Consider the following 22,899-nt stretch of genomic DNA (forward strand, 5'->3'; position numbering starts at 1 on the left):
GAACCGCGGTCGTCGTGGGGCTCCGCCTTACGGTTCTGCCGCTGCTCAGCCCGAAAAACTGGTACTGGCGCGCACTTCTGCTCGGCGGAACGAGTTTTTTGTCCTGGCGCTACATGGTCTGGCGCTTCAGCGCTACCGTCGCGCCACTCGCTTGGACGGCCGACGCCCTTTTTAGTTGGAGCTTCGCCATCCTGGAGGCACTGACCGTTCTCTCGTCATCGATTGCGTTCTTCATCCTGTCGCGCGTCAAGGAGCGGAGCACCGAAGCCGACGCACATGCCGCGTGGTGGTCGCCCGGAGCGCCGCCGCGCGTCGACATTTTCATTACGACCTATAACGAACAGCTCGAGGTGCTCGATCGGACGATCATCGGCGCGAAGGCGGGCATTTTTCCGAACCTGAACGTGTTCGTTCTCGACGACGGCCGCAGGGAATGGCTGAAGGACGCCTGCGAGCGGCATGGCGTCGGCTATATCGTGCGGGCCGACAACGCGCACGCCAAGGCCGGCAACATCAACAATGCGCTGGCAAGGCGCGCAAAGGATCCGGACCGTCCGGATTTCGTCGTTGTTCTCGATGCTGACTTCGTCCCGCATGTCGATTTTGTCGACCGGACGCTGGCACTGTTTCACGACCCGGCGGTCGGCCTGGTGCAAACGCCTCAGCATTTCTTCAATCCGGATCCGATCCAGCACAATCTCGGCATCAGCTCCGCTTATCCGGACGAACAGCGCCACTTCTTCGATAATGTCGAGCCCGCGCGGGATGCGTGGGGGATCGCCATCTGCTGCGGCACGTCATCCATGGTTAGGGTGAGTGCGGTCGAGGCGATCGGCGGACTTCCAACCGAAAGCGTGACCGAGGACTTCCTGCTCACCCTGCGGCTCGCGGAACACGGGTGGCAAACGGTCTATCTCAATGAGCCGCTGACGGAGGGCCTTGCTCCTGAAGGTCTCCGGGAATACATCGTGCAGCGCGGCCGTTGGTGCCTCGGCATGATGCAGATCGTTGGCAACGTGTACAGCCCGATCGGCAGCCACGGCCTGGGTCTGATCCATCGGATCGGCGTTTTCGACGCTCTGCTCTACTGGACGACGACATTTCCGTTCCGGCTTATCAGCCTGATCTGCCCACTGCTCTACTGGTGGGCCGGCATTACCGTGGTGAACGCCTCGATCTTCGACATCACCAAGTATTACGTTCCATATTATGTGGCGGTGATGGCAACGCTGAACTGGCTTTCCAAGGGCCTGTTCATTCCCATCCTGAATGACGTCGCACAACTCGTTGCTGCATGGCCGGTGTGCCGTGCCGCAGCGCTTGGTCTTTTCAGGAGGGGACCTCACAGATTCTCGGTGACCGCAAAGGGCGGCGACCGGACGAAGGTTATCGTCCAGTGGCTGATCATGCGACCGTTTCTGATCCTGTTCGGCCTGACGATCGGCGGGCTCATCGTGTCGCTGGAGTCCGATTTCATTTTCAACACGGCATCGACCGCGGGCGACGGCATCGCGATCGTCATGTTCTGGACGGTCTACAACGTACTGGTTCTGCTGGTGGCGATTGCGGCCTGCATCGAACGGCCGCGCTACAATTGGCCGCTACGCCAGATCGTCGAACCGATCACGCTTGTGATCGGAACCGAAGATCACCGCGGCTGGCTCATCCATCTCGGTCCCGAGCACGCTCGCATCAGCGGTCCATCCGGCCTTGCGCGCGGAGATGCGGGCACGATTCACATTCCGGCGATCGGCGATATCGAAGCGCGCGTGGTCGCGCCAACACGCGATGGTTACAGTCTCAGGTTCGCGCCCACGCCGCAGCAGCGCGACCAGATCATCGCGAAACTTCACACCGCCCCCGCAGTCCCCGGTACCGATAGAGGCAGTATCAGCCTCATGATCCGCGAGCTCGCACGGGCTATAACACGTTGAGGAGATCGGTATGGCAAGCAGACGGTTTGGCCTGCGTACGCTGGTCTTCCTCGGGGGCGCGATATTGATGCTGATACCCGCAGTGGTGACTGCAAACCTCTATATCGGGGTCCTGCACCAACGCGCCGAGCAGCTTCTGGTCGAAAAACTGACGATCCGCGGCGAACTCAGCGCCGGCCTGCTGGCGCGCCGCCTCTACGCACTTTGGATGGACGTGGCCAAGCTCGCAACCACCATCGATACAGCCGATCTGCCTGCGGCGCGTGACCAGATCCAGTTCCTGAGCCGGCTGGACAGCCGCTATTCCTGGCTCGGCCTGGCAGACGTCAATGGCAAGGTGCTGACGGCCAAGGGCGGAATGCTGGAAGGCGAAAGCGTCGCGCAGCGTCCTTGGTTCCGGCGCGGCCTCGTGGCGCCGACTGCGATCGACGTTCACGAAGCCCAGCTCCTCGCGCGCCTGATGCCGGCAGCCCCCGAGCCTTATCGCTTCATCGATATGGCCGCGCCATTGCGGCACAACGGATCCACGGTGGCCGGCGTCATCGGCGCGCACATAAACTGGAGCTGGGTCGCGGAGGGCCTGGCGGGTCTGCAGGCATCCGGCATCGACCTGCTACTGCTGTCGCGCGAGCGGGTTGTGCTGTTCGGGCCGCCCGATCTTATCAATAAACCTCTGAACATCGGTTCCGCACAGGCGGCAAATCGCGTGACGTCGGCGGTTCTCGACGAGCGTTGGCCTAACGGCAAGGACTACATCACAGTCACCGTCCCCGCCGTCGGCTATGCCGACCTTCCGAGCTTCGGCTGGTCGCTGCTGATCAGGCAGAACCTGGACGAGGCGTTGGCTCCGACGCGGGAATTGATCCGGTCATTCTGGATCACGCTGGGCTCGGGAGCGTTTGTGGCGCTTGTGCTTTTGTATATCGCCGCCAAATGGGTGACCACGCCGCTGCTCCGGCTTTGCGGCTTCGCGGAAAGCATCGTGCAGGCCCCCAACTCCAAGGCGCCTTACCAGGAAACGCGTTTCGACGAAGCCGCAAGGCTGAGCGACGCTCTGGTCAGGCTACAATCGAAGTTAATGCGAATGTAGCAGTCGAACTTCTGGAAAACATTGTTCATCGTTCATCCGGGCCGGAACATCGACTCGGATCCGGAATCGCCGTCGTCCAGCATTCGACGGAGACCGAGGCGGTCAAGGAAATCGAGAGCCAGCTCGCCAAGAGCCCGCGCCGCGGCGCCAAGGCGGAAGCCACCGAGGCTGACGGCGAAGCCGATGAAGCGGACGTCGAAGCCGATGGCGACGACGCTGCCGTGGCGGACGAAGCCGCCTGAAAGGGTTCGACGGATTGAAATTAAAAGCCCGGTCGGGAGACCGGGCTTTTTGCTTGGTGCGGTTTTTTTGTTTGCGGCGGCAGCAAGAGAAGCCGCGGAGCGCAGGACTTCAACGGCTAGCTAAGGCACTTCAAAGAAGGGCACTCGATATCCGTTGTCCTTTCTGGCGACGAAACTGGTTCCCCGAAGCATCAGGGCAGACCCAACAGCGGCCGCAGCAGCAGCGTGACGCCCGCTACCAGCGTACAGAAGCTGCTCAACAGGATGAAAAGAAGAAAGTTTTCCATACCGCGATCCTTTTTCTGCAGAGGCGACGTTTGAGCCGGCAATCCGTTCCAGCCATCTCACACCTGCGGAGCAGATCTGCCGTAAAGCCGGCTTCCGGTTTCTCCCGAGGAACCTGGCGCGGCTTCACCGTTTCAATCCTTGCAGGCCGTCGTTCTACTTGAGGCAGGCAACTGGAAGTGGCCGGCAAGGAAAGGGGCCGCTGCCATTGTTAGCGCCGGCTGGCGGCCCCAATGTTTGCGACACCCCTCGCCGAGCCCGCGCCGCGGTGCCAGCACTGGGTGGCCGAAGCCGTCGGTGAGGCCGACGAGCCGATGTCGAAGCCGACGGTGACGACGCCGCCGTGGCGGTGAAGCTGGGTTAACCTCTTGTTAACCATACCCGATCAGCATCCTGCATCATAATGAGTCGCTAAAAGGCGGAATTCATCGTTCATCCGGGGGACGAGCCAAAGGCTCGCGGGGCTCCAGGGAGTAACGCCATGCCGTTACCTGATGCACGACCCCAAGCAAATCTGCTTTCCGAGTTCGTCCTGGCCACTTTCGGCGCACTTGGCTTGGGCATCCCGATTGCGGCCGCGATCATCTGGATCTGCTCCTGATAGCTGTTGTCGCTTTTCGCCTTCGGTCGCGCGCGAAATACGCGACCGATAACAGGCTCCGCGACGACTTTGTCGCCGTAGCTCGAAGAGCGAAGGCGGAAGCAATCCAATTGACCAGGTTCCTTCCGCCTGCGGGCGGATATGCAGACACGCCGCCATGCTCGCAATGGTAGAGAATCAGCGCCTTGGTTCAACCCGTGGCATCGCCGTTCGCCCGGAATGTGGCCAAATTTTCGACCATTTGTGACCAAATTTCAAAGTGAGGCTTTCGTCCACATCTAATTGAACCGCAGGGGTGTTCAATGAAGACGCAAATCCTGGCAGTCCTTCTCGTCGGTTGCATGGCTGCGCTCGCGCCGGTTGGCGTGGCAAATGCGAAGGCCATGGAATGCAGCGTCGCGCGGCCGTCGAATGCGACTGGGTATTGGTCCTGGCGCCTGATCGATGGACGAAAATGCTGGTACGCCGGCAAGACCATGATCTCGAAATCACTGTTGCAGTGGCCCGCGAAGCCGTCGGTGCAAGCGAAAGCCGATACAGCGCCAGTGCCAGTAACCGTCGTCCCGGTAGCCGTCGCCACGGAGAAGCGCAGCGATCCACTCGACGCGCAAGCGCGGCTGCTCGACTACGCCAACAGTTTCGAGGCGCGGTGGCGCGCGCGGGCGATCACCGACTAGGCTTGGTCACGAAGTCGGCGAATGCGTGCGTCCGGCGGGCAGTGTCCGCGCTGGGGCCACCGGAGATCATCCCGGATGGCGTTTTGAGGGCTTTGACGTCGAATCCAGCCAGATTTTCGACCTCATATGACCCGAATGGAAGGCGAAGTTGCTCCCGCGCTCAACTAACCGCAGGGGGAGTGACCGATGAAGGTGCAGATTCGGCCTATCTTTTTCGCCGTTTGCATTTCTGCGCTGATACCGATTGGCATGCTGACCGCGCAGGCCAAAGCGCAGGTCAGGGAATGCCGTGCTTCGCCGTCAAAGGTGCAAGGGCATTGGTCCTGGCGCCTGATCGACGGGCGAAAATGCTGGTACGCCGGCAAGACCGTGATCTCGAAATCATTGTTGCGGTGGGCTGCAGCGGCGCCCGCGCAGGCCAAGGCCGAAGCGGTGCTCATTGGCGTCGTCGCGGAGAAACGTAGCGGCCCCATGGATGCACAGGCACGGATGCTCGACGACGATAGCTTCGAGTCGCGGTGGCGTGCGCGTGTGAGTGCCGAGTAGGCGAGGCCGGAGCGGTGTTCGCTTTCCTTCTCCCCTTGTGGGAGAAGGTGCCTTCGCGATAGTGAAGGCGGATGAGGGGTATGCATCTGCGGAGACAGACCCCTCATCCGTCTCGCTGCCGCTTCGCGTCCATAGCCGATGCAAAGCATCGGCGTCCTATTTTTAGTACGGCGGCCAACGGCCGCCTATGCCACCTTCTCCCACAAGGGGAGAAGGGAAGCCTGCGTCGCTTAGTGATTTTTATCTAACTCAATCCACCACGATCTTCACGCGGTCCCTCGGCTTGACCTGCGCGTGCTGGTCAAGGCCGTTGAGGATGCGGAAGCGCTCCGCGGGGCGGTCGACGCCGGACATGCGGTGGGCGAGCGATTCCACGGTATCGCCGGGCTGCACGGTGATGACCTTGATGCGCAGGGGACGCGCGGCCTGGATTTCTTCCAGCGTCAGGCGGCGGAACGAATTCACCGTCTCGCGCGCGTTGCGCTCGCTTTCGGTGTTGCGCTGCTTGGCGGCGAAGATGAAACGGTAGACGTCGCTGCCGTAGCGCAGCGCGAAGACCTTGAACTGCCACTGATCGCCGTTCGCGGATGCTGAAGCGACCGGGAAACCGTTGATCATGAGGTCTTCGGTCGAGCCCTTGTCGACGCCTTCCATCCAGCCGGAATTGAGATAATCGGCAAGCGACTGTTCGGCCGGCACGCGTACCACGTCGAAGCGCATCGCCTGCGTACCGCCCTCGCGCACGCCGATCACGGCCTGCGCGGTGTTATCCAGCGTAAACGTATCGGGGGCCTGGAAGGTGAAGCCGAGCTTGGGATGCAGGAAGCGCCGGCCGCGCACGAAACCTTCGCTGGGATCCTCGCCATAGACGAGGTTGTCGATCGCGGCGAGATAGGTCTCGCGGTCGCGCTCGGCGTTCTGCGGCGAGGTGTATTGCCGGGCGCTGGCCTGCGCGTTCTGCACGCGCTCGGGGGTCGCCGGATGCGAGGACAGGAAATCCTGCGCGCGGGGATCGAGCGAGGTCTTGCCGGCCTTCATCGCCGCATTGCGCTCCATCGCGGCGAGGAAGCGCGCCGCGCCATAGGGATCGAAATGGGCGCGGGCCGCAATGCCGACGCCGATGCCGTCGGCTTCGAATTCCTGTGCGCGCGAGAAGCTCGCCATCGTCAGTTTCGTTTTCGCCAGCGCCAGCGCCGTCAGATCCGGGTCGTTGCTCATGTCGGTGACGACACGGGTCACGACCGCGGCTTGCCGCGCCTGGTCTTCCCGGATCGAGGCGTGTTTTGCGATGACATGCGCCATCTCGTGGCTCAGCACCGAGGACAATTCGGAGGTATCGCTGGCGAGCGCCACCAGGCCGCGCGTCACATAGAGCTGGCCGGTCGGCAGCGCGAAGGCGTTGACGGCCCCGGAATTGAGGATGGTCACCCGGTAGGCCTGCTCGGGACGGTCGGAGGCCGCGACCAGCCGGTCGACCGTCTTGCCGATCAGGGTCGCGAGTTTCGGATCGTCATAGGCACCGCCATAGGAGGCGAGAATGCGCTCATGTTCGCGCTCGCTCGCAGGCGTCTGCGCGACGGTGCGGCTCGGCTTCGGCGCCGCTACCGTCGGCGGCGCGGTCTCGAGCTTTCCGAGATTTCCACAGGAGGAAAGCGTGAGCGCGGCGCACAGCAGCGCCGGCGCAGCCAGAAGGCGGCAGCCCGTGTTTCCTTCGCGCCATTCTGCACGATGTGTCAAATCAGCCACTGGACCACGACCCGATTGGAATCGCGATCTCATCCCTTTTTTGCGCCCGATCCAAACGAAAACCGGTGCCCAGTCTTCGGATCAAGCGCTATTTCCCGCCCAGCACCTCAACCTGCCCCACCCGGAACAATTCGATCCGTGGTCCTCCCCGCGACGAGACAACGCCGCGGACACGAATCCTTCGATTTTCGAGCCACTTAGGTCCAAGGCCGGCGCCCTCGAACGCCGGAATGATGCGCCTTGAAATAGTCGCAGCAAAGTCCCGTGTCCAGTTCCGCCCGAAATTCAGGTAGGTCATTGCCCCAGCCTGCCGAACGGACAGTACCCTGCCCTCGACCACCGTAAAGTGCCCAATCGCGGCCAGAATATCGCCCGGACTTTCAGAGTTTTTTATGGCCGTGGTTTCAGCCCAAATGCCCAATTTGGCATCCCGCGCCGCGTTCTCGGCGGCGGCCAGTGCTGCAGCGCAATTTTTTTCGGATATGTCGCCCGAAACCAACGCCTCGCCGCGGCGCAGCAGCTCGCTTTGCACCGAGTGTTCCGAGCCGGCCACGAACACAAAGGCGCCTTGGCGGCCATAGCGATCCGGCGAATCATCTTCGCCATGCAGCGTCACCTCGCGGCCGGCGGCGATGGCGGACAAAGCGGCCCTGCCGCTGGCCCTGTCGGTTCCACCACGCTCGATGCCGGCGAGACGGACTTCGCGGCCGTCTTCGAGGCGAAGGCTGCGGCCATCGACCACGGCGGCCACGCGGCCTTCGCCCTGCGGCTCAGGCGCGCAGTCGGCAGCGAGCGTCTGCCCGCTTGAAGCCAGCACCAGGAACGCCGCCGCAGATGCCCGGTAGCACCATGCCGGATCGGTCATGACGCGGCTCTCGATCCCGGCCTGTTGCGGTATGCTCGACATTTCAGGCGGTACTACCAGAGATTGCCAGGAAGGGGGAGGCCATGGAAGTCAACGGCATTGCACATATTTTTCTCACCGCCTCGAATTTCCAGCGCTCGCGCCAATTCTATTCGAAGCTGCTGCCGTTTCTCGGGTTGAAGCCGGTGCTCGATACAGAGACAACCTTCTACTGCGTCGGCGGCCGCACCGCAGTCGGCATCAGCGCGCCGTCAGCCGGGCATGAAGGCGCGGCGTTCGAGCAGAAGCGTGTCGGCCTGCATCACCTCTGCTTCCGCGCCCGCGAGCGCGCCGACGTCGATGAGTTGCACGGCTTCCTCCAGACGCTCGGCGCCAAGATCATCCGCGCGCCGCGCGAGGACCAATGGGCACCAGGATATTACTCGATCCTGTTCGAGGACCCTGATGGCATCCGGCTGGAGCTCAATCATGTGCCGGGGAAGGGGCTGTTGGGGTAGCGCGCCTCGATGGGTGGACCATCATGTCGCTGCATAGGGATTGATGGGTTTCGCTGCGCTCCATCCATTCTACGCACTGGTTGTGCAACGTTGCTTGCTGCAAATCACGGCGCACCAAGATCCAGTTGTTGGCAACATGTCATGCGCTGCTTGGTAGTGAGCACTGTAGCCGAGCACCGCTTCGCATAAAAATTGAGAGCTAATTGCTGCATCAAAGGCGTGTCATCCCAAGGATATTGGGATAGCGTTTCTTCGCCTTGGTCCAACATGCCACCTGCTGTCAACCACACATTCCGGTGGAGCCGATGCAGCAGATTTCAGACTGGCTCGAGAAGCTTGGGCTTGAACAATACGCGCTGCGGTTTGCAGAGAACGGGATCGATCTCGATGTCCTGCCCGAGCTGACGGACCAGGACTTCGACAGGCTCGGTGTCCTGCTCGGCCATCGACGTAAAATGCTGCGCGCGATCGCCGAACTCCATCAAGGCGAACTGGTCGCCGGACCGGCGCTTCATGATGCCGAGCGACGCCACCTCACTGTCATGTTCTGCGATCTGGTAGGCTCGACTGCGCTCTCGGCTCGCCTCGATCCCGAGGACATGTGGGAGGTGATCCGCGCCTACCGTGCCGCCTGCGCGAGGGTGATAGCCACTTACGACGGCAGTCTCGCCAGGTTTGTGGGCGACGGGATACTCGTCTATTTCGGCTATCCCCGCGCCCACGAGGATGATGCGGAGCGCGCCGTGCGAGCGGGGCTCGACATCATTGCCGCGGTAGGGCCGCTCGAAACGCGCTCGGAACGGGTCAAGGTGCGGATCGCGATCGCGACCGGGCTGGTGGTGGTAGGCGACCTCATCAGCGGAGGCGCGTCAGAGCAACAGGCAATGGTCGGCGATACGCCGAACGTCGCTGCCCGGCTCCAGGGCCTGGCCGAGCCGGGCGCAGTCGTCGTTGCTGCCTCGACGCGCGAGCTGCTTGGCGATCTATTCATTTTTCGCAACCTCGGCCTCCGCGAGGTCAAGGGCATCTCCGAACCCATCGCGGTCTGGGCGGTCGAAGGTGGCGCTGCATCGGAGAGCCGCTTCGAGGCGGTGCGTACCGCGCGCTCGCTGGGCTTTGTCGGCCGCAAGGCAGAGATCGAATTCGTGCTCGCGCGCCAGCAACTGGCGTGGCAGGGCCAGGGCCAAATGGTGCTGATTTCCGGCGAGGCCGGTATCGGCAAGTCGCGCCTTGTGGCAACGCTATCCGAGAATCCTGCGTTGGAGTCGCATTGCCGGCTGCGGTATCAGTGCTCGCCTTACCACTCGAACAGTGCGCTTCATCCCTTTATCGCTCAGCTCGAGCGCGCCGCCGGCATCGAGATACAGGATAGCCCTGAGCAAAAACTCGACAAGCTCGAGGCAATGCTTGCGCTTGGAACGCAGCAGGTGGCCAACGCGACGCCGCTCATTGCCGCGCTGCTTTCGATCCCGACCGGCGAGCGGTATCCACCGCTAGGCCTCAGTCCCGTGCAACAGCGGCGACAGACCTTTGCCGCCCTGCTCGAGCAGTTTGAAGGGCTGGCGCGGCATCAGCCGCTGCTGTTCGTTTGCGAGGACATGCACTGGGCTGATGCTACGACGCTCGAGCTGTTCGATCTCGCGGTCGATCGGATGAGGCGACTGCCGGTACTCGCGCTCGCGACATTCCGGCCCGAGTTCGAGCCGCCCTGGGTGGGTCTCGCCAACGTCAGCCTGCTGCGGCTCGATCGGCTTGACCGCCAGGACACGCGCGCACTGGTCGAGCAGGTCACCGTCGGCCGGAAGCTGCCCGGCGAGATGATGACCCAGATCATCGACAAGACGGACGGCGTCCCGCTGTTCGTGGAAGAACTGACCAAGATGGTCCTGGAGTCGGGATTGCTCGTCGAAGATGCCGGGCGCTACCGCTTCGATAGTCCGCTGCCGCCGCTCGCCATTCCCGCGACGCTACAGGATTCGCTGATGGCACGGCTTGACCGGCTGGCGCCGGTCAAGGAGGTGGCGCAGATAGGGGCTGCCATTGGCCGCGACTTCTCATACACGTTGCTGCGATCCGTGGCGGGGCGCGATGACCAGACGCTGAGCGCGGCGCTGGCGCAACTCGAGGGGGCTGAACTGCTATTGCGCTACGGGACGCCGCCGGAAGCGACCTATAGCTTCAAGCATGCGCTCGTTCAGGAAACGGCTTACGAGAGCCTGCTCAAGAGCCGGCGGCAATTGCTCCACCAGCACATCGGCGATGTTCTGTGCGACAAGTTTCCAATCATCGCCGAGAACGAGCCGGAAGTTCTGGCATTCCATTTCACTGAAGCGGGGCTGAACGCAACAGCGCTGGAATGGTGGCGCAAGGCCGGCCAGCAGGCATTGAAGCGCTCGGCCTATACTGAAGCCATCGCACATCTCGGCAAGGCGGTTGCCATCGCCGACGCGTTGCCTGTCGGGTCGGGCCGAACCATGAACCGGCTCCAGCTTCAAATCGCCTACGGCCGCGCGCTGCGAGGCGGCCTTGGTCACAGCGCCCCCGAAACGGTGGCCGCGTGGAAGCGGGCCCGACAATTCGCAGCCGACATCAACGACCCGGTCGAACTGGCGCCGATCCATTCGGGCCTGTTCAATGCCTGCCTGACCCACGGCGAGATCGCGCCGATGCGGGACTTGACGGAGGCAATCATGAGCGTCGCCAGGCAGCGACCGGAATCGCCGGTGGCAGCCGTCGTCGCACACTGGACGGCGGGGGTAACCTGCTGGTTCGGCGGCGATTACCTGAACGCGCAACTGCATCTCGAGCGAGCACTCGCGACCTATGAGGTCGAACGGAACCCGGCGACCTTCAGGGCGTCGGCGCTGGACCTGCCGTTCGTCATTATGAGGTTTCTTGCCCTGGTGCTTTGGCCGCTCGGCAGGATTGATCGATCGCGCCGGCTCGCCGCCGAAGCGGTGTGTGCGACCGGAGAAAAGCGAGCGCTTTCCCAAGCCAATGCACTCGTTCACAAGGCGGTCTTCGATGGACTGTGCGGGGGCATGTTGCAGGAAACAGAGACTATCCTTGCTCTCGGCCTCGCCCGCGAACATACGATGCCGTTGTATGTAGCCGCCGGCAGCTACCTGAACGGCCTGGCACAGTGGCGCGCCGGCGACCGGAAGGGTGGATTAACGGAAATGAGCCGGGGCTGGACACTGCTTCACGAGAATGACTGCTACCTTTGTGAACCGTTCTGGGGAATGCAGGTTGCCGTGGCAAATGCGGAGGCAGGGCAATTTGATACCGGATTGGAAATCTTGCGGGAGTTGATCGCCTCGACAGTGCAATCCGGCCAGCATTGGCTGGATGCCGAACTCCATCGCAGCCGGGGTGAGCTCTTCTTGCGTCTTGACCCACCGAGCATTTCCATGGCCGAAGACGCTTTCCGCACCGCCCTGGAAATCGCCCGCACCCAGCAGACGAAGACTTTCGAACTACGCAGTGCCGTTGGACTTGCGCGCCTCTATTGTGCAAATGGGCGAGCCGAGGCAATACCCGAGATGCTCGCACCAGTTCTTGTTGATTTCGACACGGAGCGAGATCTGCCCGAAATCGAACAAGCGGAAACCTTGCTCAAGCGTAGACAAGCGGCCCGGCCCGGCAACTGGTGACCGTTGCTGTCGAGCCAGTGCATAGGATGGGGCGCTCGGCTAGTCATTCCGTTTAACGGAAAACGTCAGCGCCTTGCCGCTGTGGATGCCATGCGGCATGATCGCGCCGAGCAAAATTCAAAGCCGCAGGCAATGCGGCAGCCGACAAGGGAGGCCTTCCATGAAGAGAGCAATCACAGGCATGTTCGCCGCGGTACTGGCGATGTCGGCGACGGCGGCACTGGCGCAAGGCAAGCCGCCGCTCAAGCTCGGTGGCATCCTCGACATGTCCGGGCTTTATGCTGACATTACCGGGCCGGGCTCGGAGACCGCTGCGAAAATGGCAGTGGAAGATTTTGGCGGCGAGGTGCTGGGACGCAAGGTCGAGATCGTCGCGGCCGATCATCTCAACAAGGCCGACCTTGCCGCCAGCATCGCGCGCGACATGTTCGACAACCAGGGCGTCGAAATGCTGTACGACGTGGCGGCTTCCGCGACCGCGCTTGCCGCCGGCGAGATTGCGAAGGCGCGCAACAAGATCGTGATGTATAGCGGCCCGGCCTCGATCCGCCTGAGCAACGAGGCCTGCGGTCCCTACACCGTGCATTACGCCTATGACACTTTTGGGCAGGCGAACGTCACCGGGCTCGCCACCGTCAAGTCAGGTTTCGAGACCTGGTTCTTTCTCACGGCCGACTACGCGTTCGGCCAGGACCTGGAAAAGGACACCACCACCGTTGTGGTGAAGGCCGGCGGCAAGGTGCTGGGCGGCGTCAAGCATCCGCTCAACACGTCCGACTTCTCCTCCTTCCTGCTGCAGGCGCAGAGTTCGAAGGCCAAGGTCGTGGGGTTGGCGAATGCCGGCGGCGACACCATCAACGCGATCAAGCAGGCCGCGGAATTCGGGCTGACCAAGAGCGGAGGCCAAAAACTCTCGCCGCTGCTCGCCTTCGTGACCGACATCGACAGCGTTGGCCTGGAGACGGCGCAGGGCCTGTTGCTGGCGGAGGCGTTCTACTGGGACCTCAACGATGACACCCGGGCGTTCTCAAAGCGCTTCCAGGAGCGCGTCAAGCGGCCGCCGACCGCAGCTCAAGCCAGCGTCTACTCTTCCGTCGGCCATTACCTGAAAGCCGTGAAGGCCGCCGGCACCACGGACGCGGCTGCGGTCATGAAGGTCATGAAGGAGACGCCGGTCAACGACATGTTCGCCAGGAACGGCAAGATCCGCGAGGATGGCCGCATGGTGCACGACATGTATCTGTTCGAGGTCAAGAAGCCGTCTGAATCGAAGGCGCGCTGGGACTATTACAAGCTCTTGGCCACGGTCCCCGGCAGCGAGGCGTTCCAGCCGCTGGAAGCCTCGCGCTGTCCGCTGGTGAAGAAATAGCGCGCTGTCCCCGTCATTGCGAGCGAAGCGAAGCAATCCATCTTGCGGCACGGACAGTATGGATTGCTTCGTCGCTTCGCTCCTCGCAATGACGGTGAGAGGCCGGAATTCCATCTAATAACACCAACCGAAAGCACGACACATGAGCGCAAACGAAATGGTCCTCCAGAAACTCGACTCTGGCTTGCTCACGATCACCATGAACCGGCCGGACCGGCGCAACGCGCTCAATCCGGACATGACGCGCGGGCTGGTGGAGGCGGCGCGGCGGGCGGTGGAGGATCACGAGGTGCGCGCGGTGCTGATCAAGGGCGCCGGCGGCACGTTCTGCGTCGGCGGCGACGTCAAGTCGATGGCGGAGGGAAGGGCGCCACTCGGCTTCGAGGCCAAGATGGCCAATCTGCGCCGCGGCATGGAAGTGTCGCGCATCCTGCACCAGATACCAAAACCCGTGGTGGCGCAGCTCGATGGCGCCGCCGCCGGCGCGGGCCTTTCGATCGCGCTGTCCTGCGACCTGCGCGTCGCCAGCGCCTCCTGCAAGATCACCACCGCCTTTGCCAAGGTGGGATTGTCAGGCGATTACGGCGGCACTTATTTTCTGACGCAGATGCTGGGAGCTGCGAAAGCGCGCGAGCTCTATCTGACCTCGCCGGTGCTGAGCGCGACCGAGGCCTACAATCTCGGCATGGTGACAAAGGTGGTGCCGGACGCGGACATCGACGCCGAGGCGCATGATCTCGCAATGTCGCTGGCGCAGGGACCGTCGGTGACGCTAGGCTACATCAAGCGCAACATCAACAATGCCGAGACGATGTCGCTCGAAGCCTGCTTCGACGCCGAAGCGATTCACCATTCGCGCTCGGGCGACACTGCCGATCACAAGGAAGCGGCAAAAGCCTTTGTCGAGAAGCGCAAGCCCGTGTTTCAGGGGCATTGAAAATGGCCGAGGGCAGTGAGATGGCCGAATATCTCAGGCTGCGGCAGATCTGCCTGGTGGCGCCGCATCTGGCGCCGGTGATCCCGGATATTTCCGACATCATGGGGCTCAATGTCTGTTACCGCGACGGTAATGTCGCCAAGTATGGGCTGGAGAATGCGCTGCTGCCGGTCGACACCATTTTGCTGGAAGTGGTGGCGCCGACCCAGCCGGGCACCGCGGCGGGGCGCTTCCTCGACAAGACCGGCGGCCGCGGCGGCTACATGGCGATCTTCTGCTGCGACGATCCCGACGTGCGCGGCAAACACGCCAACGGGATGGGCGTGCGGACGGCCAACGTGATCACGCACGCGCCCTATCACGGCGTGCAACTGCACCCGCGTGATTGCCGGGCTGCGTTCATCGAGTTCAACCACACTACAGGCAGTGACGATGTGCTGGGGCCGTACCCGCCGGCAGGACCGGATTGGCAGAAGTCGATCCGGAAGGATGTGACGCAGGCGCTGCTAGGGGTCGAGATGCAGAGCCCGGATCCGCAAGGGTTGGCGGAGCATTGGGGAAAGATTTTGGGTGTTGCCGTCAGCAACGGCGCAAGCGGCGAAGCGGAGCTGAAGTTACCGAATGCCAGCTTCCGTTTCGTCAAGGGCGCGAGCGATCTGATGAGCGGCCTGACGTTCAAGGTCGCCGATATCGCCAAGGTGCGCGATGCGGCCAAGGCGAAGGGATGCAAGGTATCGGGCGACAGTTTTGATCTCTGCGGGGTGACATTCAAGCTAGTGGCGTAGGTCTTCCCTCTCCCCTTGTGGGAGAGGGTGGATCAATCGCGCGAAGCGCGATTGAGACGGGTGAGGGGTTCTCTCCACAAACACAGATCTCTCACGCGGAGAGAACCCCTCATCCGGCGCGGATTGCATCCGCGCCACCTTCTCCCACAAGGGGAGAAGGGAGGAGCGCAAGCGGCGCGGTCTTACCTTCCCTTGAAATTGGCGACGCGGCGCTCGGCAGTCGCTTTGACGCCTTCCTTGAAGTCTTCCGTCGCGCGCAGCTTGGTCTGCTCGATGAGTTCGTGGTTGGTGGCGGCCATCACGCGGTCGGCAAGGCCGGCGCGCATGGTGGCGCGGGTCGAGATCAGGCCGAGCGGGGAGCATTCGGCGATTTCAGCGGCAAGCTTCATTGCCTCTGATCGCACCTGGTCCTGCGGCACGCAGATATTGGCAAGGCCCATTCGGGTCGCTTCCTCGCCGGTGACGCGGCGGCTGGTGTAGAAGATCAATTCCGCATTGTTCCTGCCGACCAGTTCAGGAAGTGTCGCCGTTAGGCCGAAGCCCGGATGAAAACCGAGTTTTGTAAAATTGGCGGCGAAGCGCGCTTCGGGGCAGGTGACGCGGAAGTCGGCGGATACCGCAAGGCCAAGCCCACCGCCGATGGCGGCGCCGTGGACGGCGGCGACGACCGGCTTCTTGTTGCGGAAGATGCGCACGGCCTGGACGTAGAGATGGTTGATCGGCAGGTTGGCGGCCGGATCCTTTTGTGCGCTGGCTTCCTGTTCCTGCCGCTTCGGATCGGAGAAATCGGCGCCGGCGCAGAACGCCTTGCCGTGCGCCGCCAGCACCGAGGCGCGGATTTCGATGTCCTTGTCGAATTCTTCCAGCGCATCCGCGATCTGATTGATCAGGGAGACGTCGAAGAAGTTGAGGGGCGGCTTTCTGATTTCGATCAGGCCGACGTGGCCGTGCTTCTCGACGCCGATATCCGTGTATTTGGTCATTGGGTTTCCTCTTTGAATTGGCGCAATCCAGCCCGCGCGCTCAGCGCAAGCCAAGCCCGCGGGCGATGATGCCGCGCAGCACCTCGGTGGTGCCGCCCTGGATCGTCAGCTTGGGCGCGGTCTTGATGGCGAAGTCGAGCTGCTTTTCCAGCGTCTCGCGGTTGGTGGCGGTTTCCTCGACGAAGGCGGCGAGGTCGCGCACGCGGTGCGGCAGTTGCTGCTCCCACACCGTGCCGATGTCCTTGACGATGGAAGCTTCGACCACCGGCTCCTTGCCGGCCTGCAGCATGCCGGCGACTGAGACCGACATGCGCCGCATGGTGTGCACCTGCGCCACCAGCCGGCCGATGCCTTCGGCGCTGCGGGTATCCGGGTTGTTGCCGACGGCACGGACCAGCTCGGTCAGCACGTAATAGGTTTCGAGAAAACGTTCCGGGCCCGACCGTTCATAGGCGAGCTCGCTGGTCGCCTGCTTCCAGGCGCCGTCGATTTCGCCGAGCACGTGGTCGTCGGGAACGAAAAAGTCGGTGAAGACCACCTCGTTGAATTCATACTGCCCGGTGATCTGGCCGATCGGGTTCACCTGGATGCCCGGCTGCTTCATCTTGACCAGGAATTGCGTCAGGCCGTGGCGGCGGTTCTCTTTGGTGGGTGGTGACGTCCGGAAGATCGCGATCATGTAGTCGGCAATATGGGCCGAGGAGGTCCAGATCTTGGTGCCGTTGATCAGATAGCCGCCGTCGGTCTTGGTCGCGCGGGTTTTCGCCGCGAACAGGTCGGAGCCGGAATTCGGCTCGCTCATGCCGATCGCGAAACATACTTCGCCGCGGCAGATGCGCGGCAGGATGTCCATCTTGATGTTCTCGGGCGCGTATTTGAGCAGTACCGGGCCGCTCTGGCGGTCGGCGACGAAGAAGCGCCGCGTCGGCGCATTCGCGACGCGCATTTCCTCGGTCACAACGTAACGCTCGAGGAACGAGCGCTCGTGGCCGCCATATTTCTTCGGCCAGGTCATGCCGAGCCAGCCGCGCGCGCCGACTTTGCGGGAAAATTCCGGCACGTCGGTGTCTTCGCGGTTCGGCTTGTGCGGATCGAAAGTGCCGGCGGCGATTTCTTCCGCAAGGAAGGCGCGCACTTCCTTGCGCAATTCTTCGCACTTCGGCGGAAGACGGATCGGATCGAAACGGAGGGCTGCAGTCATTGTTGGTCTCGACTTCTATCTGGACAATCGGTGCGGTCAGCGCGAGGCCACCAGCGGCCACAATTCATCGGCGCCGCGGTTGCATACGAGCTTGCCGAGCTCGACCGCCCAATAACTTTCGGAACCGAAATCGTCGCGCCAGGCCAGCGCACGCAGCGAATAGCGATGCAGGATGTGCTCGATGGTGAAGCCGATCGCGCCATGCACCTGATGGGCAATGGCGCCGCCTTTCTCCGCGGCTTCCGCGCAGCGGATCTTTGCCGCCACCGCTTCGAGAAACACTTCGTCGTTGAAGGAGGTGGCATTGGCGATGGCGTCCGCGGCCGAAGTCGCCGCCGCAAGCGCTGCCGCCGACTCGCCGGCGAGCCGCGCCAGATTGTGCTGCACCGCCTGGAATTTCGAGATCTTCTTCTCGAAGGCGACGCGCTCGTTGGAATAGCGCACCGAAATTTCCAGCATCGATTCCAGCGCGCCCGCGATCTGCAGGGATCGCGCAACGCCGCCCATCAGCATCAGCCGTGTCTGGTCGAAACCATCAGGCGCGGGTTCGATCGCGAGCGGCTGCACCTTGTCCAGCGTTACGGTGTCCGAATTGTCGCCGCCGAGACCGAGCCCGGTCTCGATCCGGCACTTGCCAGCATCGACCAGCGCGATGGAGAAGCTACCCTTCGCATCACTTGCGAGCACCGCAAAATGCTTTGCCGCCTTGGCAAACGGCACGCTGCGGGCCCTGCCCGACAGGCTGCCGTCGGCATTGCCGGTAATCCGGTCTTTCGGGCTCGCGGGCACCACCGTCATCTCGCCGTCGGGCGAGGTAATCCTGGCCTGCGCCAGCAGCCAGCCTGCCAGCATGGTCTCTGCCAGCGGCACCGCGATCGCAAAGCGTCCAGCCGCGCTCAGCACGCTGAAACCTTCGGCGAGCGAGGCGCCCGAGCCGCCGCAATCTTCCGGTACCCACGCCAGCGGCAGGCCGGCCTCGGTCAGCGCCTGCCAGAGCGGCGCTTTCCATTCGCCCTTGTTGTCGCGATTGATGGTTTGGGCGTCGGCGAGATCGGCGAAGATTTTCTCCGCGGTCTCGGCAACGATGTTCTCACTCTCCGCCACAGCGTTCCCCGATTTGAAATTGGCATGCCAATCCCAACGGTGATGCCGGGCTCGGCTGCGGTCTTTTTCTTGCGCTTTATGATGGGCAAAAGCCATAGCCGTGACAAGCGCTGTCCGCAGGGCGGCCTGCGGCGGTGGCATGAAGGCCATCAGGCAAAAGAATAAATTCCGTGCAGCGGATTTCCTGAGTTTGCACGCCGTTGATCGCGGGATATGGTAGCGGTGAAGCCTGTCCACGGGCGGTTCGAAACCCAGCCAAAAGCAACAAGAGGAAATGCGGATGTCGAAGGATGGTTTGTGCGCGATTGTCACCGGTTCTGCCTCGGGCCTCGGGGCCGCCACCGCCGCCATTCTGGCCAAGGGCGGCGCGCGCATCGTCGTCAACTATTCCAACAGCAAGGCGGAAGCTGAAGCGACCGCCGACCTCTGCCGCAGCGCCGGCGCCGAAGTCGTGGTGGTGCAGGGCGACGTGTCGCGCGATGAAGATTGCAGGAAGATTGCTGCCGCCGCCGCACCCTGGGGCCGTCTCGATGTGCTGGTTAACAATGCCGGCACCACCAAGCATGTGCCGCATCACGATCTCGACGGGCTTTCGGCGGAGGACTTTCAGCGCATCTACGCGGTGAACACGATCGGGCCGTTCCAGATGATCCGTGCGGCACGCGGGCTGCTCGAGGCCGGCGCGAAAGCATCAGCCCTGCCGTCGGCCGTGGTCAATGTGTCGTCGGTTGCCGGCATCTCCGGGGGCGGCTCCTCGGTTGCCTATGCCGCGAGCAAGGGCGCGCTCAACACCATGACGCAGTCGCTGGCGCGCGCGCTGGCGCCGTTGATCCGCGTCAATACCGTGTGTCCCGGCTATATCGATACGCCCTGGTTCACCAAGGGCCGCGGCGAGGCCGGCGCCAAGGCGGTGCGCGACGCCGTGGTGGCGAAGGTGCCGCTGAAGGTCGCCTCGACCGCCGAGGACATCGCGCAACTGGTGTGCTTCCTGGCGTCGCCCGCGTCGAGCAACATGACCGGCGAGTTCGTCCGCATGGATGCGGGCATGCATCTGGTGCTGTGATTGTTGGAGGCCGTCATTCCGGGATGGTGCGTTAGCACCAGACCTCAGATGCGCAATTGCGCATCGGGGAATCTCGAGATCCCACAATGTGCAATTGCACATTGGGGTTCGATGCTTCGCATCGCCCCGGGATGACGGCTACACCGTCACCTGTTCCCCGGATCGGAAATCATGCCCCTCGCCACCAGCCTGTTCCAGATGAACAGCACGACCAGCGCGCCGATGGTGGCGGTGATGAAGCCGGCGCCTTGGTCGGGGCCGTAATGGCCGATGGCCTGGCCGATCCAGGTTGCCAGAAACGCGCCGGCGATGCCGAGCACCGTGGTCAGGATAAAGCCGCTCGGGTTGTTCTGGCCCGGCGAAAGGATGCGCGCGATGATGCCGGCGACGAAGCCGACGACGATGATCCAGATGATGCCGCCCATTTTTGTCCCTTTCCAATGCATCGATGGTGAAGCGGCGCGGCGCGCGAGCGCAGCGTTAGATTCTTGTTTGACGCGTTTTCTTCACGCGAACCGGAATCCACTTCGCTCGAAAACGCTATGACGCGGCATCAAATCCGGCCCGACAGTTCGTTCTCGTCCGGCAGCCGTCCGTCCGGCGTCAGATGATTGACGACGTCGGGCAGATACTGACTGAGACCTTGCAGCAATTCCTCGCGCGACAATCCACTTTGCGACGCTAGCTGGTTGATCTGGTCGGCGCCGAGCGCGTTGGCGAGGTCGCCGGGCGCGATCTGCTTGTTGGGACCGTTGCTGACCCAGGAGTCCGCCTTATCGCCAAGGCCCTGCTGCTGGAATTGCTTCATGAGATCGCCGAGTCCGCCGCTCAAGATGCTGCCGGCCGCGCCGCCCGCGAGCAGTCCGCCCAAGCCGCCTTTGAGCATGTCGCTCAGCCCGCCGCCGCCCATGCCGGCGTTCACATTGCCGGGCGCGGGCGCTGGTTGCGGTGCCGAGCCGGTCTGGTTGCCGCTGAAATGCTTGATGCCTTTCCAGGCCAGCAGCGCCAGGATCGCCATGGTGAGGGGCGACATTCCGCCGCCGCTGGATTGTTCGCTGGGGGTGCTCGGGCCGCGCGGGCCGTTCTGCATGCCGTTGAGTACGTCGAGTAAACCCATGGTTGTCTCCTCTGCGCAGCCCCGCGTGAAACATAACGGTGGCGTATGACGGTTACAAGGAGCGGACGGGAGCGCCTGCGATAGGCACGGTCCGCGCGCTCTGCTATTTGAAGCCCGGTGCAACGCGGTGGGTGGCGAATGGTTTCGGGCCAAACGATTGGTATTGCCGGGGCGGGCAGCATTGGCTGCTTCGTCGGCGGCATGCTGGCGGCTGGCGGCCGCCGCGTTGCGTTGCTGGCGCGTCCGCGCGTGATCGCTGAAATCGAAGCAGACGGCCTGCGGCCGACGAGTTTTGAAGGTCTTGACCAGACCATCCGGCGCGATCAGCTCGCATTGTCGGAAAATCCTTCCGTTTTTGACGATGCCGACATCGTGCTGGTCACGGTCAAGAGCGCGGATACCGCTGCCATGGCCGACATCATCGCCAAGCACGCACCATCAGATGCCGTCATCGTCAGCCTGCAAAACGGCGTCGGCAATGCCGCCGTCCTCCGCCAGGGCCTGCCCGGGCGGCGCGTGCTCGGCGGCATGGTGCCGTTCAACGTAATCGCGCTCGGCAACGGGCGGTTTCATCGCGCCACTTCCGGCGACATCGTCATCGAGCAGGACGAGGCGCTACCTGCGGAGAAGCTGTCGGTCCCGGGCCTGACGATACGGCCGACCGACAACATTGACGGCGTGCAATGGGGCAAGCTCCTGCTCAATCTCAACAACGCGCTCAACGCGCTGGCCGACCTGCCGCTGCGCCGGCAACTCAGCTCACGGCCATGGCGGCGATTATTCGCCGATCAACTGGCGGAAGCTTTGGTTGCGATCCGCGCCGAGGGCATCAAGCCGGTCTCGCCGACGCCGATCCCGCCTGCATTGATGCCGCCGCTGCTGCGCCTGCCCGATTTCATCTTCGAGCCGATGCTGGGGCGGACGATGAAGATCGATCCCGAGGCGCGCTCGTCGATGTGGGAAGATCTGAAACATGGCCGTCGCACCGAGATCGATTATCTGCAGGGCGTCATCACCGAGATCGCCGAGCGGCGCGGGCTCGCGGCGCCGCTGTCGCGCCGGGTCGTGGAACTGATCCGGCAAGCCGAGCGGGAGGCCAACGGCTCGCCCGGCCTGACGCCGGAGCAGATTCGCGCGGCGAATTGATTTGGCAGAGCGCGCCCGGCCTGGCCTAGAGTGGCGCCGGTCCAGCACAGATCGAACGTGCGTTCGAGGGAGAAGCGAATGAAACGGACAGGTCTGGCATTGATGGCGGCTGTCCTTGCCGGCTCGGCGTCGTTGACACCCGCCCAGGCGGTGCCGCCGACGGCTACGCCATCGCCGGGCTATGATGCGCGGCTGCAGGAGCAGAGGGCAGCATCGCGGGCGGTCGTGGCACCGGTCGTCAAACCGCGCCGGGGCAAGAAGCCACGCGCGCATTGATGCCGCCCGCCACCACTCCCTCAAGTCGTCCCTGCGAACGCAGGGACCCATACCGCGTGATCTATCGATAAGGCAGAGTGGCCGACACCTTCTGTCGCAACGACGGCCGGTGGCTATGGATCCCTGCGTTCGCAGGGACGACGGAAGAATATCAGCCCTTCTTCTGCCTGGCGGCCGCCGCCTGCTGCGGCTGCTGTGGGTTGAACAGCTTTTTCAGTTCGTTGACTTTCTCTGAAAGCCGCGGCCATTCACACGAGAATTGGTTCTTGGCGCATTGGGCAGCCTTGATGCGTGCGGCCTGCTTGACCGGACTTGCCACCGGCACCGGCACCTTTTCGGTTTCACCCAGCGGAGGAGAGGCCTGTTCGCTGCGCAGCGAGACCTGCTGTAATCCCTGTGCTGGCTGCGGCTCTGGCTGTTGCTGCTTGGCCGCCAGCGCCGCGGCGATGTGGCTGCGCCGCTCGCGCTCGAGGTAGGCGGTATATTGCTCGTCGATTTTCTTCTGCTCTTCCGGCGTCGGGTTGGGGCCTGCGATGTCGAAGGTGCGGTCCTGCATGAAATCGTAATAGGTGTAGCCGCCGCCGGGCTTGCGGCGGCCGGCGAATTTCGCGTTGCATTCGGCGAGCTTCGCCGTCTTTTCTTCCTTGGTCTTCGCCCTCTCGGCCAGATCGGCGCAGGATTCGAAATCGACAGGCGCGCTGCGCCACCACTGCGCGTCGCAGCGCACGGGAGCCAGCACGACAAGGCTCCCGATGGTCGCAATAGCAAACGAAGATGCACGT

Annotated in this window: 20 protein-coding genes; 12 read left to right on the forward strand and 8 right to left on the reverse strand. The window is 63.1% G+C overall.

The window, feature by feature from the left end; genetic code table 11:
* The first annotated feature begins 14 nt into the window (after positions 1 to 14).
* The 4 genes from V1293_RS25485 to V1293_RS25505 all read left to right on the forward strand — a co-directional run bounded on the left by V1293_RS25485 (position 15) and on the right by V1293_RS25505 (position 5,375).
* Complete coding sequence (locus V1293_RS25485) at positions 15 to 1,934, forward strand: glycosyltransferase family 2 protein (protein WP_334513217.1); 1,920 nt, start codon at positions 15 to 17, stop codon at positions 1,932 to 1,934.
* 10 nt (positions 1,935 to 1,944) lie between these two features.
* A complete protein-coding gene (locus tag V1293_RS25490; RefSeq protein WP_334513219.1) occupies positions 1,945 to 3,024 on the forward strand; it encodes a cache domain-containing protein in 1,080 nt (359 codons plus the stop codon).
* A gap of 1,430 nt (positions 3,025 to 4,454) precedes the next feature.
* Entirely contained in the window at positions 4,455 to 4,829 is a 375-nt protein-coding gene (locus V1293_RS25500) for a hypothetical protein (RefSeq protein ID WP_334513221.1), read from the forward strand.
* Between the two features lie 186 nt (positions 4,830 to 5,015).
* Complete coding sequence (locus V1293_RS25505) at positions 5,016 to 5,375, forward strand: hypothetical protein (protein ID WP_334513223.1); 360 nt, start codon at positions 5,016 to 5,018, stop codon at positions 5,373 to 5,375.
* A 249-nt stretch (positions 5,376 to 5,624) separates the two neighbouring features.
* On the opposite strand, the gene V1293_RS25510 is transcribed toward V1293_RS25505, so the two are convergent.
* A complete protein-coding gene (locus V1293_RS25510; protein ID WP_442894372.1) occupies positions 5,625 to 7,049 on the reverse strand; it encodes a M48 family metalloprotease in 1,425 nt (474 codons plus the stop codon).
* A gap of 160 nt (positions 7,050 to 7,209) precedes the next feature.
* Positions 7,210 to 7,986, reverse strand: a complete 777-nt coding sequence (locus tag V1293_RS25515) for a thermonuclease family protein (RefSeq protein ID WP_334513226.1) — start codon at positions 7,984 to 7,986, stop codon at positions 7,210 to 7,212.
* Between the two features lie 83 nt (positions 7,987 to 8,069).
* Here V1293_RS25515 and V1293_RS25520 point away from each other — a divergent pair, with 83 nt between their 5' ends.
* From V1293_RS25520 to V1293_RS25540, 5 genes are all read left to right on the forward strand, one after another.
* Positions 8,070 to 8,483 carry a VOC family protein gene (locus tag V1293_RS25520; RefSeq protein WP_334513228.1) on the forward strand — a complete coding sequence of 138 codons (414 nt, stop codon included), beginning with the start codon at positions 8,070 to 8,072 and terminating at the stop codon, positions 8,481 to 8,483.
* A gap of 305 nt (positions 8,484 to 8,788) precedes the next feature.
* A complete protein-coding gene (locus tag V1293_RS25525) occupies positions 8,789 to 12,136 on the forward strand; it encodes an adenylate/guanylate cyclase domain-containing protein (RefSeq protein ID WP_334513230.1) in 3,348 nt (1,115 codons plus the stop codon).
* A 160-nt stretch (positions 12,137 to 12,296) separates the two neighbouring features.
* Positions 12,297 to 13,505, forward strand: coding sequence for an ABC transporter substrate-binding protein (locus V1293_RS25530; protein WP_334513232.1), 1,209 nt, complete (start codon positions 12,297 to 12,299; stop codon positions 13,503 to 13,505).
* A gap of 142 nt (positions 13,506 to 13,647) precedes the next feature.
* Complete coding sequence (locus V1293_RS25535) at positions 13,648 to 14,442, forward strand: enoyl-CoA hydratase (protein ID WP_334513234.1); 795 nt, start codon at positions 13,648 to 13,650, stop codon at positions 14,440 to 14,442.
* A gap of 20 nt (positions 14,443 to 14,462) precedes the next feature.
* Positions 14,463 to 15,227 carry a hypothetical protein gene (locus tag V1293_RS25540; protein WP_334516902.1) on the forward strand — a complete coding sequence of 255 codons (765 nt, stop codon included), beginning with the start codon at positions 14,463 to 14,465 and terminating at the stop codon, positions 15,225 to 15,227.
* Positions 15,228 to 15,409: 182 nt separating this feature from the next.
* On the opposite strand, the gene V1293_RS25545 is transcribed toward V1293_RS25540, so the two are convergent.
* The 3 genes from V1293_RS25545 to V1293_RS25555 are packed head-to-tail and all read right to left on the reverse strand — an operon-like array spanning position 15,410 to position 18,515.
* Positions 15,410 to 16,210: an enoyl-CoA hydratase/isomerase family protein gene (locus tag V1293_RS25545; RefSeq protein ID WP_334513235.1), complete on the reverse strand. Its 801-nt coding sequence runs from the start codon at positions 16,208 to 16,210 to the stop codon at positions 15,410 to 15,412.
* A gap of 40 nt (positions 16,211 to 16,250) precedes the next feature.
* Positions 16,251 to 17,411, reverse strand: a complete 1,161-nt coding sequence (locus V1293_RS25550) for an acyl-CoA dehydrogenase family protein (RefSeq protein ID WP_334513237.1) — start codon at positions 17,409 to 17,411, stop codon at positions 16,251 to 16,253.
* Positions 17,412 to 17,447: 36 nt separating this feature from the next.
* Positions 17,448 to 18,515, reverse strand: coding sequence for an acyl-CoA dehydrogenase family protein (locus V1293_RS25555; protein WP_334513238.1), 1,068 nt, complete (start codon positions 18,513 to 18,515; stop codon positions 17,448 to 17,450).
* Between the two features lie 280 nt (positions 18,516 to 18,795).
* Between V1293_RS25555 and V1293_RS25560 the strand changes: the two genes are divergently transcribed.
* Positions 18,796 to 19,578, forward strand: a complete 783-nt coding sequence (locus V1293_RS25560; protein WP_334513240.1) for an SDR family NAD(P)-dependent oxidoreductase — start codon at positions 18,796 to 18,798, stop codon at positions 19,576 to 19,578.
* Between the two features lie 146 nt (positions 19,579 to 19,724).
* Here the strand turns inward: V1293_RS25560 and V1293_RS25565 are convergent, their stop codons facing one another.
* Positions 19,725 to 20,003 carry a GlsB/YeaQ/YmgE family stress response membrane protein gene (locus V1293_RS25565; RefSeq protein WP_334513241.1) on the reverse strand — a complete coding sequence of 93 codons (279 nt, stop codon included), beginning with the start codon at positions 20,001 to 20,003 and terminating at the stop codon, positions 19,725 to 19,727.
* A 128-nt stretch (positions 20,004 to 20,131) separates the two neighbouring features.
* Positions 20,132 to 20,695, reverse strand: a complete 564-nt coding sequence (locus tag V1293_RS25570) for a YidB family protein (protein ID WP_334513243.1) — start codon at positions 20,693 to 20,695, stop codon at positions 20,132 to 20,134.
* A 138-nt stretch (positions 20,696 to 20,833) separates the two neighbouring features.
* On the opposite strand from V1293_RS25570, the gene V1293_RS25575 reads away from it, so the two are divergent.
* Positions 20,834 to 21,841, forward strand: a complete 1,008-nt coding sequence (locus tag V1293_RS25575; protein WP_334513244.1) for a 2-dehydropantoate 2-reductase — start codon at positions 20,834 to 20,836, stop codon at positions 21,839 to 21,841.
* Positions 21,842 to 21,919: 78 nt separating this feature from the next.
* Positions 21,920 to 22,117: a hypothetical protein gene (locus V1293_RS25580; protein WP_334513245.1), complete on the forward strand. Its 198-nt coding sequence runs from the start codon at positions 21,920 to 21,922 to the stop codon at positions 22,115 to 22,117.
* A 151-nt stretch (positions 22,118 to 22,268) separates the two neighbouring features.
* Here V1293_RS25580 and V1293_RS25585 read toward each other — a convergent pair whose 3' ends face one another.
* A complete protein-coding gene (locus V1293_RS25585) occupies positions 22,269 to 22,856 on the reverse strand; it encodes a hypothetical protein (protein WP_334513247.1) in 588 nt (195 codons plus the stop codon).
* Positions 22,857 to 22,899 lie beyond the last annotated feature (43 nt).

The organism is Bradyrhizobium sp. AZCC 1693 (genome assembly GCF_036924745.1).
In the GTDB taxonomy this organism is placed as follows: Bacteria; Pseudomonadota; Alphaproteobacteria; order Rhizobiales; family Xanthobacteraceae; genus Bradyrhizobium.

Coding starts and splice junctions, on each gene's coding strand:
- V1293_RS25525 (WP_334513230.1), top strand. CDS start 8,789: ATGCAGCAGATTTCAGACTGGCTCGAGAAGCTTGGGCTTGAACAATAC.
- V1293_RS25505 (WP_334513223.1), top strand. CDS start 5,016: ATGAAGGTGCAGATTCGGCCTATCTTTTTCGCCGTTTGCATTTCTGCG.
- V1293_RS25565 (WP_334513241.1), bottom strand. CDS start 20,003: ATGGGCGGCATCATCTGGATCATCGTCGTCGGCTTCGTCGCCGGCATC.
- V1293_RS25490 (WP_334513219.1), top strand. CDS start 1,945: ATGGCAAGCAGACGGTTTGGCCTGCGTACGCTGGTCTTCCTCGGGGGC.
- V1293_RS25530 (WP_334513232.1), top strand. CDS start 12,297: ATGAAGAGAGCAATCACAGGCATGTTCGCCGCGGTACTGGCGATGTCG.
- V1293_RS25545 (WP_334513235.1), bottom strand. CDS start 16,210: ATGACCAAATACACGGATATCGGCGTCGAGAAGCACGGCCACGTCGGC.
- V1293_RS25520 (WP_334513228.1), top strand. CDS start 8,070: ATGGAAGTCAACGGCATTGCACATATTTTTCTCACCGCCTCGAATTTC.
- V1293_RS25535 (WP_334513234.1), top strand. CDS start 13,648: ATGAGCGCAAACGAAATGGTCCTCCAGAAACTCGACTCTGGCTTGCTC.
- V1293_RS25515 (WP_334513226.1), bottom strand. CDS start 7,986: ATGACCGATCCGGCATGGTGCTACCGGGCATCTGCGGCGGCGTTCCTG.
- V1293_RS25575 (WP_334513244.1), top strand. CDS start 20,834: ATGGTTTCGGGCCAAACGATTGGTATTGCCGGGGCGGGCAGCATTGGC.
- V1293_RS25550 (WP_334513237.1), bottom strand. CDS start 17,411: ATGACTGCAGCCCTCCGTTTCGATCCGATCCGTCTTCCGCCGAAGTGC.
- V1293_RS25580 (WP_334513245.1), top strand. CDS start 21,920: ATGAAACGGACAGGTCTGGCATTGATGGCGGCTGTCCTTGCCGGCTCG.
- V1293_RS25500 (WP_334513221.1), top strand. CDS start 4,455: ATGAAGACGCAAATCCTGGCAGTCCTTCTCGTCGGTTGCATGGCTGCG.
- V1293_RS25570 (WP_334513243.1), bottom strand. CDS start 20,695: ATGGGTTTACTCGACGTACTCAACGGCATGCAGAACGGCCCGCGCGGC.
- V1293_RS25560 (WP_334513240.1), top strand. CDS start 18,796: ATGTCGAAGGATGGTTTGTGCGCGATTGTCACCGGTTCTGCCTCGGGC.
- V1293_RS25540 (WP_334516902.1), top strand. CDS start 14,463: ATGGCCGAATATCTCAGGCTGCGGCAGATCTGCCTGGTGGCGCCGCAT.